Below are 15,589 nucleotides of genomic sequence, written 5' to 3'. Positions count from 1 at the left end.
TCTCCTAGAAATGAGCTGCTGCGTCTACTCGACCTTTCTCATCAATTTTAATTACTTTAACTTTCAGAGTGTCTCCAACTTTTACAACATCTTCAACTTTATTTACTCTTTCTTCAGCTAATTTAGAAATGTGAACTAAAGCATCAACTCCTGGGAATAATTCAACGAAAGCACCGAATTTTTCAATACGTTTAACCTCAGCTAAGTAGATTTCACCAACCTCTGCTTCACGAGTAATATTTTCGATGATTTCAATTGCTTTATAAATACCTTCAATTTCAGGTGAAGAAATAAATACATCACCATTTTGTTCGATATCAATTTTAACACCAGTTTTTTCAATGATTTCATTGATAACTTTACCACCTGAACCAATAACATCTTTAATTTTTTCAGGTTTAATTTTAATAATTTTGATTTTTGGTGCAAATGTAGAAACTTCTTGACGAGGTTCAGCGATAATACTGTTCATGTGATCTAGAATTTGTAATCTACCTACACGTGCTTGTTCTAATGATTCTTTTAAGATTTGCTCACTTAAACCATCAATTTTAATATCCATTTGAAGCGCAGTTATACCTTCTGCAGTACCTGCTACTTTAAAGTCCATATCTCCAAGGTGGTCTTCCATACCTTGAATATCAGTTAAAATCGTGTAGTGTTCATCCTTTTTAACTAATCCCATTGCAATACCAGCTACTTGAGCTTTAATTGGAACACCAGCTGCCATAAGAGCCATAGATCCAGAACAGATTGTAGCTTGAGAACTTGAACCGTTAGATTCTAAGATTTCTGATACGATACGAATTGTATATGGGAAATCTTCTTTAGAAGGGATAACTTGAGCTAATGCACGCTCCCCTAAAGCACCGTGACCAATTTCACGACGTCCTGGAGCACGACTGAATCCTACTTCACCAACTGAGAATGCTGGGAAGTTATAGTGTAACATAAATCTCTTGTTTTCTTCTTGAGTTAGGTCATCAATGATTTGCTCATCTGATAAGTTACCTAATGTTACAACACCTAGAGATTGAGTTTGTCCACGAGTAAATAATGCAGAACCGTGTGTTCTTGGTAATACATCCACTCTAGATGCTAAAGGTCTAATTTCTGTTAATGCACGTCCATCAGGTCTAACTTTATCTTCAGTGATTTCACGACGAACCTCATCTTTTACGATTTTATCTAATGATAATTTTGCTTCTTTTACGATATCTAGCTCATCTTCAGCTGTTGCACGTTCTTCGAATACTTCAAGAACTTTTTCTTTAACAGCAGAAATAGCTTCGTCACGCGCTTGTTTATCTTTAATAGCAATTGCTTCTTTCATTTGAGATAATGCCATTGATAGTACTTCATTGTAAATAGTCTCATCAATAACTTTTAACTCAACAGCCATTTTTTCTTGACCAATTTCGTTTACGATTTGTTGTTGGAACTCGATTAGACGTTTGATTTCTTCATGTCCAAACATTATAGCATTTAACATAATCTCTTCAGATACTTCTTTAGCTCCTGCTTCAACCATGTTAATAGCGTCACTTGTTCCAGCTACTTTTAAATCAACTGTAGAACGTTCCATTTGCTCGACTGTTGGGTTAATTACATATTCTCCATCTACATATCCAACTGTTACTCCAGCGATAGGTCCTTTAAATGGAATATTTGATACTGATAATGAAAGTGAACTTCCTAGCATTGCTGCCATTACTGGATCACAATCATACTCTACTGATAATACAGTTGAAATAACTTGTACTTCGTTTCTAAAACCATCTTCAAATAATGGTCTAATCGGTCTATCGATTAAACGTGCAGCTAGAGTAGCCTCAGTTCCTGGACGTCCTTCTCTACGTAAAAATCCTCCTGGAATTTTACCTACTGCATACATTTTTTCTTCATAGTTAACTGTTAACGGGAAGAAATCAACATCTTTTGCTTCTTTTGAGGCAACAGCTGTTGTTAATACAACAGTATCTCCGTATTTTACTACTACTGCTGCGTTAGCTTGGCGAGCCATTTCACCTAGTTCAACTGTTAATGTTTTTCCAGCCCATTGTGTTGTATAAACTTTTTTATCTTGAAACATGTTTATTTCCTTTCAATATTTTCTTAAACTTTATATAAATCGACTACCTTATTATATCACGAATGCTAGTATTTACAAAGAAAAAAACGAAAACATAGTAGAAATAACTTTGATTTCTCTATATTTTCGTTTATTAATTTCTAAACTAATTGTAATTGATATAGTTTATATAAAACTAATATTATTAACAACATAATAACAAATAATATAATATATATTTTTTGTTTATTTGACATAATTATAAATGACCTTGAATCTCTTTTTCTAGAATATTTCTAGTGTGTTCACAAACACGAGTAAAGTGTTGGATTAAATCCATAAACACTACTCCCGCTGGAATTTCACAAATTCCATCTTTCATACGTTGAGTATGTTGTTTACGTGCATTTTTTTCAAGTGCATAGATATTTTCACAAGCTGCTAACGCTGCACCTGCTAACGCTATGTTGTTTTCTTCTAGTGATTTTATAGTTTTTAAAATTACATCATTACAAAGATCATACATTTCTTGAACTTCTGCTTTTGCAGCATCAGAAAACTTCAGTTTTTTCCTAATTTGATAATCTACAGATAACACTATATCTCTAGCATGATCACCAATTCTTTCAACATCACGAGTCCCATCTAATAATGTTGAAGCAATTAAACCTTCTTTTGGACTTAATTTTTCCCTAAATAATAGAGTTAAGTAATCTGTCATTTGTTCATCAAAGTTGTTTATCGCATCCTCGTAAGTTTCACCTTTTTCACGCAGTTGATCATCACGATTCATAAAGTACTCTACTGAATTACGTAAACTTTTTTTAGATAAGATTAACATCTCAACAAATTCTTTTTGCACTTGTCCTAATGCAACCGCTGGTGCACTTGTTACTAATGACTTATCAAGATATTGTGTACTGTATTTGATTTGCTCATCTTCACCTGGAATAATTTTCGTAACAATAACCACTAATACACTAATGAATGGGAATTGTAATATTGTGTTTAAAATATTAAATGTACCGTGTGCAGATGCAATAGTCATTTTCGGCTCTAGACCTAATGTTGTTTCTAAATATTGAATGAAAGCACCATAAGGTACTAACGCTATTAAACAGATAATAGTACCGATAACGTTAAATAATACGTGAGATGCTGCTACACGTTTCGCAGCAATATTACTTCCAACCATTGCTAATGCAGCTGTTGTAATCGCTGTCCCAATATTATCCCCAAATAGAACTGGTAATGCACCAGTTAGGCTTAAAGCTCCGTCTGCATACAGGTTTTGTAAAATCGCAATAGTCGCTGCAGATGATTGAATTAATACTGTTAAAAATGTACCTACTCCTACCCCTACTACCGCACTATCATTAATATGCGTTAATATGTTTTGGAACCAAGACATATCTCTCATAGGTCCCATCGCTGTAGACATCATTTTTAGGGCATAGAAAATCCCTCCAAAACCAAAAATTACACGACCGATATTATTTACAACTTTAGCACGAGTGAAGAATAAGAATGCTGCTCCTAAGAATAATAAAGGTAGCGCATATTTAGATATATTAAATCCGATAATGAATGATGTTAATGTTGTTCCGATATTAGAACCCATAACGATAGCAATTGCTTGTTTCGTTTTTAATAATCCAGCTCCTACTAAACTTATAGTAATTACGATTGTTCCTGTACTCGACTGAATAAGTATCGTAACTATAATTCCGGCTAAGACAGCCATAAGTGGTTTAGATGTATATTTATCTAAAACATATCGCATTTTCTCCCCGGCTATTAATTGAAGTCCGTCCCCCATGTACTTAATACTGAATAGGAATAAACCAAGACCTCCTAAAAAAGAAAATAAAATTTCTTGCCAAAGTGCTGACACTTTTTTGTCCTCCTAGTATATGTTGCGTGTATCTTTTAACACACAAATAAATTTTACCATATATATTTTAAAAGCACAACTGAAATCTAAAACTAGAAATATTAAAATATTATTACAAATGTTTACATTAATTACTTAAAAAATGTTAATAATACATTAATATTTTCACAAAAAAAGAAGGTATCTACAAATTTGTAAATACCTTCACAATGCTTATTAAGCTTGTGGATAAACAGAAACTTTTTTACGGCTACGTCCGTATCTTTCGAAACGTACAACTCCGTCAACTAGTGAGAATAGTGTATCATCTCCACCTTTTCCTACGTTAGTTCCTGGCCAAATTTTTGTTCCACGTTGTCTGTATAAGATAGAACCTGCAGTTACGTACTGACCATCAGCTCTTTTAGCACCTAAACGTTTTGATTCAGAGTCACGTCCGTTTTTAGTAGAACCTACCCCTTTTTTAGATGCGAAGAATTGTAAATTTAATTGTAACATCATGTCTATTTCACCTCTCTTACTTCAATAGTTATATAATCTGAATAATTTTCTTCAATTGTTTTTAATGCAACTAACATTGCATTTAGTAGAAGTTGCTCTTTATCTGTAGATTTTAACGATCTATATGTTAAATGCCCAGTTACATCTTCGCTAGCTGAAATATCGAACTGTACATCTTCATCTAGAGCATCTACTGCATTTATTAAACCGAATACGACAGCAGAAACACCTGCACAAACTATATCTGAACCATGTTCAGCATAATCAGCATGTCCATCAACTGTTACTTGTTTAATAACTTCAACTTCTTTTACGATTTCCACCTTAATCATGATTAAGCGTTAATTTTTTCAACTACTAATTTAGTGAAAGGTTGACGATGACCTAATTTACGGTGATTGTTCTTTTTAGGTTTGTATTTAAATACTGTGATTTTTTTACCTTTACCTTGAGCAACTACTTTAGCTGTTACTGTCGCACCAGCTACTAAAGGAGCACCAACTTTTGTTGTTTCTCCACCTACTAATACTACTTCGTCAAAAGTAACTGTAGAATCAACTTCAGCTGCTAATTTCTCAACTAAGATTGTTTGTCCTTCTTCAACACGTAGTTGTTTCCCACCTGTTTTAATTACTGCGTACATATCTGCACCTCCTTAAATATTTTTTACTAAGACTCGCCATATAAGGTGGATTTCTCTCTTGTTTACCTTATACGTGCGGTTGTAGTAGCTATTTAGGAGCTACACAACAATACAATTCTAACACATATATACCATAACGTCAACTATATTGATAACTTTTCTTACTTTTTTTTCAAAAAATTAAATCAGTAAACAATATTTCTAATGTTTACTGATTTAATAAACTATTTACGTTTTTTCTTGTTAGAAACTAATGTAACTTTTTCTGGATCAAAAGCTTGTTTCTTTTGTTTTTCTGGTTTATATGGTGGGTATAATGTGTGTCCTAGGTATGTTTGGAATATCATGAATAATCCCCCAACGATATAATACACGGCTACTGCTCCAGCTACGATGAATGAGAAACCTGCAATCATTACAGGTGATATCCATTGTATCATTTGCATTTGTTCAGCTCCAGGTTGCCCAGGTTGCACAGTTTGCGGCATCATTTTAATACTTAGTTTTGTTTGAATAGCATAAACTATAAACGCGATTATTGGTAGTGTATATGAACGTGTACCAAGACTAAATACTCCTAGGAATGTTGAATCAACAATTCCTGCTGAATATAATGGATTTGTCAACGTATAGAATATTGCCATTAAGAATGGCCAAGGTATAAGAATCGGTAAGCATCCACCTAAGCTTATAGGCATAGCATCATATTTTTTCATGATAGCCATTTGTTCTCTTTGCAGTTCCATAAGTTCGCTACGAGCTTGCATTTTTTCTTCATTTGAAATAGCTCTTGCTTCTTTTTCTTTGGCAGCTTGTTGTTTTTTCTGAACTACTTCTAATTCCGGACGAGCTAATTCTTGTCCTTTTCTTGCTTTGTTTTGTACTTTATAGTTATGTAGCATAAATGGAAGTACTAATAATCTGATGATCAGTGTGATAATTACAATTGACCAACCCCAACTTCCAGTATACTCATGAATTTTTGCTAAGAATATATCCATCGGTTTTACGAACGTTTCATAGAACGTTCCAGATCTGTCATACGCTGAACATCCAGATAATGTTACTATTCCAAGCAAACCTAATAAAATTGCTGATAGTTTTTTCAATTTCATTCTCCTTAAATTTTTTATTTCTACTTTGTAACTATAGTAAATTCTTACTAATATTATACCTAGTAAATTATATCAGATATAAAAGAGGTAGTCAAACTATTGTTTAATTAAACCTCAGTAAAATTAACAAAGTTATAAAAAATTAATTTATAACGTTCAAAATTTGTTGACAGTTAGTAAAGATAGTTATATAATATTAGTAAGAAAGGGATGATTATTATCAAAGATATACAATATATTACAGATATCGAGAAACTAAAGGTCATTTCTGATCCTTTAAGAATAAGTATTCTAACTACACTCGGTACAGAAAAGAAAAACTCAAAAGAACTTGCTAAACTATTAAAAATTAATAGAACTAAAATACACTATCATCTTAATATTCTAGAGGAAAATAATTTTATCGAGGTAGTTGATACAGATACAATTAACGGTATAATCCAAAAATATTATCTACCGACTGCACAAGCTTTTGTACCTTCACCTAGTATCTTTAACGACTTATTTAACAATACCTCTGTTAATTTTAATATAAATAAAGAAGATATAGAAGATTTCTGGAATGAAGTTAAAAAATTAGAAAAGAAATTTTCCTCAGAAAATAAAAATAGTGTTAGTATTAGTATTATTTCAACAGCTCATTAAGAGCTGTAAAATAATATATCGACTGTCAAATATTTTTTATCGTTAAATTTTTTTATAAAGGATGTGGACGTTATGTTTAAAAATAAAAACTTTTCAATTTTACTATTCGGTCGATTAATCACCAACTTTGGCGATAGCATATATTCAATCGCTACTCTTACATTAATATACACACTTACTAAATCTACCTTTTATAGTGGTATCACTTTATTTTTAATCTCATTCACCGCTATACTACAAATATTTATCTCGCCGATAATCAGTAAATTTAATATGAAGAGGTTCTTAATTATTTCACAGTTATTTCAAGCTATAATATTACTTGTTATTACCTATCTAATTTACATAAATAAGCTACAGATTACTACGCTAATAATTTTTATCGTTTGTATCAGTTTTATTAATCAAGTTGTTTATCCTATTCAACTCGCCTTACTTCCAAAAATAGTTAAACAAGAAGATTTAGTTAAAGCAAATTCATTATTTTCTATAGCTTATCAAGGTAGTGATGCACTATTTAATTCAATAGGTGGATTTATTATCACATTCTTTGGGACAATATATGCTTTCATCATAAATAGCATTACATTTTTTATCAACAGCTTTATATTCATCTTCTTATCAGATGATTTATCTAAAAATACTAATACTATACAAGAAAATTACTTTTCTAAACTAAGTAGTGGAATAAGAATTTGGAATACTCCTCTATTAAAACCATTATTAATAGGAATTATAGTAATTAATTTTTCTACCAGTTCGTTACTAACACTACTTCCTGAGTATTCGGAAACTAGTTATTTTTATGGAATTTTACTAAGTGCATCTGGCCTTGGTATTCTAATAGGAGCCTTTCTTTCTAACAATCAAACACTAAAAAATATAAGGTTAAGTACTCTATATACTACATTTACACTAGGTATAGCTCTATCTTGGGGATCACTTAGCATACTTAATAATAATTCTATAACTAACAAAATTATAAATTTTTCATTATTTCTTTTCGGTTGGATATTAATCGGGATTTTAAATACATATTCTCAAACAATGGTTCAATGTATCATAAGTAAAGATAAATTAGACGTCGCTATGTCAACTATGATAGGTTTGTCAATAGCCTTTAGCCCGCTAGGAGCTTTATTGGCAGGAGTATTAAGTATAAAATACAACATAAAAACTATAATAATTATTACTTCATTATTAATTTTTAGTATTTTTCTATTTTGGTTATTTAACAAAAATATTAGAAATTTACCTAGTTTTTCAAAATTACTTGAATAAGAAATATTTCATACAAAAAATAGCTAGCAACTCGTTAATACAAGTTACTAGCTATTAAATTAATTTCTATTTTTTATCTTCTTTTGGTAAGAATGCATTTAATAACACACCGCTGATAGCTGCAAGTGCCATTGCTGGAAGTTCGAAGTTAATGCTTTCGAATTTCAACATTGCTCCTCCTACACCTAAAACGATGATTACTGAAGAAATTACTAAGTTTCTGTTGATACTTAAGTCTACTTTTTCATCTACTAACATTCTAAGTCCACTTGAAGCGATTATACCGAATAGTAAGATCGATACCCCACCCATAACTGGTGATGGAATCGTAGAGATTAGAGCTGAGAACTTACCTACAAAACTTAAGATAAGTGCGAATACCGCTGCTCCTCCTAATACGAATACAGAGAAGATACGTGTAATAGCAAGCACCCCAATGTTTTCACCGTATGTTGTACTTGGTGGTCCACCTAAAAGTGATGCAAACATCATAGCTGTTCCATCAGCTAAGATTGAACGGTGTAATCCTGGATCTTTTAAGAAGTTTCTTCCTACTACTTCAGATAATACCATTTGGTGACCGATGTGTTCGTTAATTGTTACTATAGCAATAGGTACCATTGCTAATGCTGCTACATTCCAATGTGGTGTATATGTCACAAAAGGAATTGTGAACTTCGGTAAGCTAAACCAAGGAGCATCGATAACTGGTTGGAAATCAACTAATCCTGCAAATACAGCGACAATATATCCAAACACAATTCCTAATAATACTGGAATTTGTTTAGCAAATCCTCTTAAAGCAACACAACAGAAGATTGTTGCTGCTAATGTGATAAGAGCTACTAAGAAGTATTTTAAATCATAAACTTTAGCTCCATCTACTGTTTTGTACATCGCCATATTGATTGCTGTAGGAGCAATCCCAAGTCCAATAACAATGATAATAGGTCCAACTACTACTGGTGGTAAAAGTTTCAATAACCAATTTACACCAAATTTGTAAATTAACATTGCTACAACCCCATAAACTAAGCTGGCTAAAAATGCACCAAGCATTGCTGTTTCAACACTGTGAGTAGTTGAAAGCACAATAATCGGATTAATGAAGGCAAATGAAGATCCTAAATACGCAGGAATTTTACCTCTAGTTATTAATAAATACGTAAGTGTTCCAATACCTGATGTCGTTAAAGCAGTACTTGCTGGTAACCCTGTTAAAATCGGTACTAACACCGTCGCTCCAAACATTGCGAATAAGTGTTGTAAGCTTAACGTTACCCATAGAGCTAAGTTAGGCTTTTCATGAACATCCAGAATTGGTTTTACTCTTGTTTTTTCTGCCATTCTTCTTCTCCTTTTTTTATATTCAAACTTTCATAATTATATCACATGAATAGTCATTTTAAAAGCATTTTTTCCTATTTTTTTTAATTAATTTTTAAGTAAATTTTAAATTAACTAATAATATTTTATTCTAAAAAATACTGTTCTTTTATTTCTTAAATTATCCTAAACTCTAAATTCTAAATTCTAAAATTATATAATTATTATTTCTTCATAAATATATAAAAAAACAAGATTAATCTCATTAATCTTGCTTTCTTATATTTATTTAACTTCTATATCAAGAATCACAACTTCTTCAACCGGCTTATCTTGAGCTCCAGTTTTTACAGCTGCAATTTTCTCTAAAGTTTTTGCACCAGCGATTAGGTGTCCAAATACTGTGTGACGGTGATCCAAGTGAGGAGTTCCCCCTAGTTTAGCATATCCTTCAACAGCTTCTTGTGGCCAACCACCTTGTTCAAGTGCTTGTAAAGTTCTAGCATCTACGTGAGAATTTTGAACTATAAAGAATTGACTTCCATTTGTGTTTGGTCCAGCATTTGCCATACTTAACGCACCGTAGAAGTGGAAGTAATCCATTGAGAATTCATCTTCGAAACTACGTCCCCAGATTGACTCTCCTCCCATACCTGTACCAGTTGGGTCCCCACCTTGAATCATAAAGTCTTTAATTACACGGTGGAATATAATACCTTTATAGTATCCATTTTTTGCGTGAGTTAAAAAGTTTTCTACTGCTTTTGGAATATCTTTTTCAAATAATTTGAAAGTCATATCTCCGTGAGTAGTTTTAATTTTCACTCCAACTTGACCTTTTTTTACATTTTTTGTTAATTGAGTTAACATTATATCTCTCCTTATTATGATTATGAGCTTATCTAAAAATTCTAAAATTTTACAAAGTTCATACGAATAACCATAGACGCAGTGGTTTATTGATATCTAAAATCGCTTTATAAAAGCTTTTTAGATATCTAATAAACTGTGCGGGGGTGACTCGACAAAATCTTGTTTCTCCGAAATCACGATTTTTGAGTCACTCCCTATTTTACTATGCGTTTTTCTCGATTAATCTTTCGTTGATTTCTCTTAAGATATTTTCTTTGAACTCAGCAAAGCTTTCTTCTTTTTGGTCGTGTGAACCAAATGTTCTAACGTTAACATTTCTGTTTTCTACTTCTTTATCTCCAATTACTAAAGTATATGGAATTTTTTTGCTTGCTGCTTCACGGATTTTGTATCCTAGTTTTTCATCTCTATCATCGATAGCTACTTTAACACCAGCTTTTTTAAGTTCTTGCATGATTTCTTTAGAATAATCATAGTGGTAGTCATTGTTTACTGGGATAATACGTACTTGGTTTGGTGATAACCATGTTGGTAAATCTCCTTTGTACTCTTCTAGTAAGAAGGCAACCATTCTTTCCATTGTTGATACGATACCACGGTGGATAACTACTGGACGGTGAGCTTTTCCATCTTCACCAATATATTCTAATTCAAATCTTTCTGGTAATAAGAAGTCTAATTGAATTGTAGATAATGTTTCTTGTTTTCCGATTGCTGTTTCTACTTGAACGTCAAGTTTTGGTCCATAGAATGCAGCTTCTCCTTCAGCTTCAACATAGTCTAATCCTAACTCATCAGCAGTTTCTTTTAACATTTGTTGAGCGTTATTCCACATTGCATCATCATCGAAGTATTTCTCAGTATTTTCTGGATCTCTGTATGATAGACGGTAACTGAAGTTTTTAATACCTAAGTCTTTATACGCTTCTTCGATAAGTCCTACAGTAAGTTTAAATTCATCTTTAAGTTGATCTGGACGTACGAAAATGTGAGCATCATTTAGAGTCATACCACGAACACGTTGTAATCCACTTACTGCTCCACTTGCTTCATAACGGTGCATCATTCCAAGCTCTGCGATACGGATTGGAAGTTCACGGTATGAGTGACGTTCATTTTTATAAACCATCATGTGGTGAGGACAGTTCATAGGACGAAGTACCATTGTTTCGTGGTCCATTTCCATTGGTGGGAACATATCTTCTTGGTAGTGTTCCCAGTGTCCACTTGTAATATATAGATCTTTAGATCCCATAATTGGAGTATAAACGTGGTCATATCCTAATTCTACTTCTTTATCAACGATATATCTTTCGATAGTACGACGGATAGTAGCACCATTTGGTAACCATAATGGTAATCCAGCACCAACTTTTTGACTTGTTGTGAAGATTCCTAATTCTTTACCTAGTTTTCTGTGATCACGTTCACGTGCTTCTTGTAGACGTACTAAGTGTTGTTCTAAATGTTCTTTAGTGAAATAAGCTGTTCCGTAGATACGTTGTAGCATTTTATTATCACTGTTACCTCTCCAGTATGCACCGGCTACAGATAATAATTTAAATTCTTTAATTTTTGAAGTTGCACTTAGATGTCCACCACGACAAAGGTCAGTGAAGTCTCCTTGTGTGTAAACTGTAATAACTTCATCGGCTGGAAAATCGTTAATTAATTCTACTTTATATGGATCTTCTTTAAAGATTTCTAAAGCTTCTTCTTTACTTACTTCGCGACCTTCAATTGCATAGTTTTCGCTAATAATTTTCTTAATTTCTTTTTCAATTGCTTTAAAGTCTTCTTCTGATACTTTATATTCAGCATCAAAGTCATAGTAGAATCCACCATCAATAGCTGGACCAACACCGAAGTGTACATCTTTACCATATAATCTTCTTAATGCTTGCGCTAATACGTGTGCACAAGTGTGACGTAATACATATAAACTATCTTTATCTTCATCATCTGCAACGATAAGTTTTAAGTGACCATCTTTTGTTATTGGTTTGTTAACTTCGATATAGTCCTCATCTAATTTTGCAGAAATCACTTTTTTCTTAAGACTTACACTAATACTCTCAGCGATTTCTAATGGTGTTTTATTATCATATTCTCTTACATTTCCATCTGGAAAAACTAATTTAGCCATATTAAGGTCTCCTTCTTTTTTATATACTTAGTCTAACTTACTTAGAAATTAAAAAAGCCCCTTCTCTAGCCGAAACTAAAGAAGGGACGAATCTTTTCGTGGTACCACCCAAATTCGAAGTAAATTTACTTCCTCTTTGTGAATAAAGCTCACTAACTATGTTAATACTATTAGCTAGGTAGTAACATATATTTCTTATAGGTATTTTCAGCACCATACCCTCTCTCAAATAAGTTAAATATATATCTTGTCCTAAGTATACGTTGATTTATTTCATTAATGTAATTCTAGCACAAAGATAGATGAATTTCAAGGGGAAACTCATCTATCTTTTACATTTTATTTATTTTTTCTCCAGTAGCTTCTAATACCACTAAAAGTGAAAATTAGTATTAACACCATAAATATATAATTTTTAATACTAAAATATTTTGCAGCTTCTGTTTTTACTATTTCTAGCTTTTTATCTATGTTATTAGATTTTTTAACTTCTAGATTACTTTTCTCAAATGCAGTTATATCACCATCACTGATTTTAGTATCTTTCAAAGCGATATAATATAGATACTTAGCATCCTTTAATGCTGAAATATCGGTTACTGCGGTATTTGATATATCTAAGCTAGAAATATTTGGTACATCTTTTAATACATCTATATTTTTTAAACCTAGATTATCATTCAACATTAATCGATATAGATATTTTTTATCTTTTAACGCATCTACATTCTCAATATTGTTTTTATATAATAGTAGTTCTTCTAAACTTGCTAAATCTTTTAGCGCTGTAATATCGCTAATATTATTTCTATCTAAATATAAAGTTCTCAAAGACTTTAATTCAGCTAATGGCGTAACATCTTTAATAGCATTTTCTTCAGCAACTAAACTCTCAAGTTTCCCTGCATTTTTTAAAAATGAGATATTGTCTAAACCTATACCAGAAATATTTAGACTTCTTAGATTATCTAGTTTTAAATTATTCGGAATATAATCTTTTAAAACACTGTTCATAGATATATCTAATGATTCTACTTTTAGATCATTTAGAAAATCTAAATTATTCATTAAATTTTTTCTAAGTACTAATTGTCTTAACTTTGTTAATTTAGCTAAACTCTTTGGATCTTTTATTTTATTGTTAGTAAGGTTTAAATCTTCTAATTCAACTAACTTTTCTAATGGTTTAATATCTTCGATAAAGTTATTAGATAAGTTTAGATTTTTTAAGTTAACAGCGTATTCCAAACCTTTTAGAGAAAAAATATTTTTCCAAGGTAATGACAGACTTGTAAATTGTTCCATCATACCTACAGTTATTTCCTCACCTTTAAAGTCTTTATTAATATGAAACTTATAATACTCTATTAAAGCTGCTTTAAGATTTAGGTCATCGAACTCTATTTTTTCGCTATTTTCAATTTCAGTAAATTTCTTTTCTCCAAAGGGTACATAGACATCATTAGCCTTTATCGAAGGAGCAGATACTGTTAATCCTAATAACGTTATGATAAAAGCTTTATATATTACCTTTTTCATTTTTTTCCTCTTTATTTTTTCTATATTCAGTTATTTTATTTCTTACAATTACTAGTCCATATGCTGCAAGTGGAATTAAAAATACAAAGTACGGAAATACATATCTACTTTTCGCTTCCCAAATCATATGGAATAACGTTCCACCGATAAAAGCGACTGGAATTATCGTTAGTATTTCTTTTTTCTTCTTATAAACATTTACTGCAAATACTACAGAAAATACATATACAAACACTTGAAATACCTTCATAATAAAAGTAAGTACGTGATGAGTTTCATCAAAGTAAATTTGTTTTACAAAAAAGTCTTTCACTTTTTCTAACTTAGTTTCATTATCGAAATTCCTTTGAGGTGCAGTCACTAATAAACTCTGGAATGTTGGTTCTATAAACTGATTTTCATATTTTCTTTGATAAAAATCTACAGCATATCTAGGATTTTTCTTAAATACCTCTGCTCTTTGTTTTATAGAATCTTTAGAGATTTCGGTTATGCGTTTTGTATCATAATCTTCTTCTGGCATTATATCATAGTTAAATCTATTCCACCAACCAGCTTCACGATCACCTTCTTGCATTCCCATCGCTATCCATGTAATTTTCGGTACACCATCAGCAATTGTCTTTTGACTCTTCACTTCATAATAATTATAGATTAAACTCTTAGAGGCACTCATTAAAAACAGACAGCTAACTATAAACGCAATGACTTTTTTATCTCTTACTCTAATAAGATAAATAACTGCTGCCGATAATATAGCTAACATATGTATTAAGTTATTACCTATAAATAGTATCGCAACATTAATACTAATAGCACTTATTACTAACATATACCATTTTTTGTGTTTAGTATACTTTATAAAGTAATAGTAAGCCAGTAATGTTAAAAACATACCCGGTAATAATCCGTATACAAATGCAACATAGAATATTAACGGAAAACATAGACCACTAAGAATTACAACTAGATAATTTGTATCCTCATCATCAAACATTATATTAGATATTTTATATAACATAAAGATAATATAACTTATTGAAAAACTTTGCATTATATATAAAATAAACGTTGCTCTACCAAATAATGACAGTATAATTTGGAATAGAAATACTGTTGTAATTTGATGTGAATATATGTATAAATAGTTATTTCCTTTATCAAGACCACTGTAGTTTTCTCTTATGAAATTATTAGCTTGATCTATTACGTTAAATGGATCAAACTGAACATAGTCTCTTCTCAATATTGCAAACAAGATACTAATAATAAAAGCATAAATCATTACTATTAAAACTAATCTTTGAACACTTATTATTTTCTTCAAATATCTTGCTAATATTAAGATAACTATACTAAATATTATAAGGAACATAATATTTAGTATAGCACTGACATTTTCATAATATAAAGTTTCTTGATAATCTTTCGGAAATACCGCTGTTTTTGTTAATACTAATAAAGAGTTCATCCCCATAAGTACTACGAAAATCACAGCTATAACTTTTACTAAAAAGTTAGAAAATTTATTTAATATTTCCTTATTCATTGTCAA

At 31.3% G+C, this 15,589-nt stretch carries 13 protein-coding genes and 1 other annotated feature; of the genes, 2 read left to right on the top strand and 11 right to left on the bottom strand.

What is annotated here, in order from left to right; genetic code table 11:
- Positions 1-4: 4 nt before the first annotated feature.
- The 6 genes from pnp to O3801_RS01310 form a co-directional block, all read right to left on the bottom strand.
- A complete protein-coding gene (pnp, locus tag O3801_RS01335; protein WP_371453755.1) occupies positions 5-2,092 on the bottom strand; it encodes a polyribonucleotide nucleotidyltransferase in 2,088 nt (695 codons plus the stop codon).
- A gap of 238 nt (positions 2,093-2,330) precedes the next feature.
- Positions 2,331-3,965 carry a Na/Pi cotransporter family protein gene (locus tag O3801_RS01330; RefSeq protein WP_294681781.1) on the bottom strand — a complete coding sequence of 545 codons (1,635 nt, stop codon included), beginning with the start codon at positions 3,963-3,965 and terminating at the stop codon, positions 2,331-2,333.
- Positions 3,966-4,181: 216 nt separating this feature from the next.
- On the bottom strand, positions 4,182-4,463 hold the full coding sequence (gene rpmA / locus O3801_RS01325) for a 50S ribosomal protein L27 (protein ID WP_003145565.1): 282 nt from the start codon (positions 4,461-4,463) through the stop codon (positions 4,182-4,184).
- 5 nt (positions 4,464-4,468) lie between these two features.
- On the bottom strand, positions 4,469-4,798 hold the full coding sequence (locus O3801_RS01320) for a ribosomal-processing cysteine protease Prp (RefSeq protein WP_371453753.1): 330 nt from the start codon (positions 4,796-4,798) through the stop codon (positions 4,469-4,471).
- Between the two features lie 2 nt (positions 4,799-4,800).
- On the bottom strand, positions 4,801-5,109 hold the full coding sequence (rplU, locus tag O3801_RS01315) for a 50S ribosomal protein L21 (protein WP_003144981.1): 309 nt from the start codon (positions 5,107-5,109) through the stop codon (positions 4,801-4,803).
- Positions 5,110-5,128: 19 nt separating this feature from the next.
- Positions 5,129-5,200 (bottom strand) — a sequence feature (ribosomal protein L21 leader region).
- A 133-nt stretch (positions 5,201-5,333) separates the two neighbouring features.
- Entirely contained in the window at positions 5,334-6,224 is an 891-nt protein-coding gene (locus O3801_RS01310; RefSeq protein ID WP_371453751.1) for a YidC/Oxa1 family membrane protein insertase, read from the bottom strand.
- A 210-nt stretch (positions 6,225-6,434) separates the two neighbouring features.
- Between O3801_RS01310 and O3801_RS01305 the strand changes: the two genes are divergently transcribed.
- Positions 6,435-6,869 carry an ArsR/SmtB family transcription factor gene (locus O3801_RS01305; RefSeq protein ID WP_294681788.1) on the top strand — a complete coding sequence of 145 codons (435 nt, stop codon included), beginning with the start codon at positions 6,435-6,437 and terminating at the stop codon, positions 6,867-6,869.
- 72 nt (positions 6,870-6,941) lie between these two features.
- Positions 6,942-8,150, top strand: coding sequence for an MFS transporter (locus O3801_RS01300; protein ID WP_371453749.1), 1,209 nt, complete (start codon positions 6,942-6,944; stop codon positions 8,148-8,150).
- Between the two features lie 66 nt (positions 8,151-8,216).
- Here the strand turns inward: O3801_RS01300 and O3801_RS01295 are convergent, their stop codons facing one another.
- The 5 genes from O3801_RS01295 to O3801_RS01275 all read right to left on the bottom strand — a co-directional run bounded on the left by O3801_RS01295 (position 8,217) and on the right by O3801_RS01275 (position 15,583).
- On the bottom strand, positions 8,217-9,497 hold the full coding sequence (locus O3801_RS01295; protein WP_294681790.1) for a solute carrier family 23 protein: 1,281 nt from the start codon (positions 9,495-9,497) through the stop codon (positions 8,217-8,219).
- 264 nt (positions 9,498-9,761) lie between these two features.
- Positions 9,762-10,346, bottom strand: a complete 585-nt coding sequence (locus tag O3801_RS01290; RefSeq protein WP_294683286.1) for a peptidylprolyl isomerase — start codon at positions 10,344-10,346, stop codon at positions 9,762-9,764.
- A gap of 205 nt (positions 10,347-10,551) precedes the next feature.
- The gene (gene thrS / locus O3801_RS01285; protein ID WP_294683285.1) at positions 10,552-12,495 is read right to left on the bottom strand and encodes a threonine--tRNA ligase; all 1,944 of its coding nucleotides are present in this window, start codon (positions 12,493-12,495) and stop codon (positions 10,552-10,554) included.
- A gap of 339 nt (positions 12,496-12,834) precedes the next feature.
- Entirely contained in the window at positions 12,835-14,034 is a 1,200-nt protein-coding gene (locus tag O3801_RS01280; RefSeq protein WP_294683284.1) for a leucine-rich repeat domain-containing protein, read from the bottom strand.
- Entirely contained in the window at positions 14,015-15,583 is a 1,569-nt protein-coding gene (locus O3801_RS01275) for a glycosyltransferase family protein (protein ID WP_294683283.1), read from the bottom strand. Before O3801_RS01275 ends, O3801_RS01280 begins: the two co-directional genes overlap by 20 nt.
- Positions 15,584-15,589: the final 6 nt, after the last annotated feature.

It is taken from the genome of Gemella sp. 27098_8_149 (assembly GCF_041433745.1).
Classification (GTDB): Bacteria; Bacillota; Bacilli; order Staphylococcales; family Gemellaceae; genus Gemella.
The sequence above is the reverse complement of the archived record's forward strand: the minus strand, read 5'-3'. Positions and strand labels throughout refer to the sequence as shown.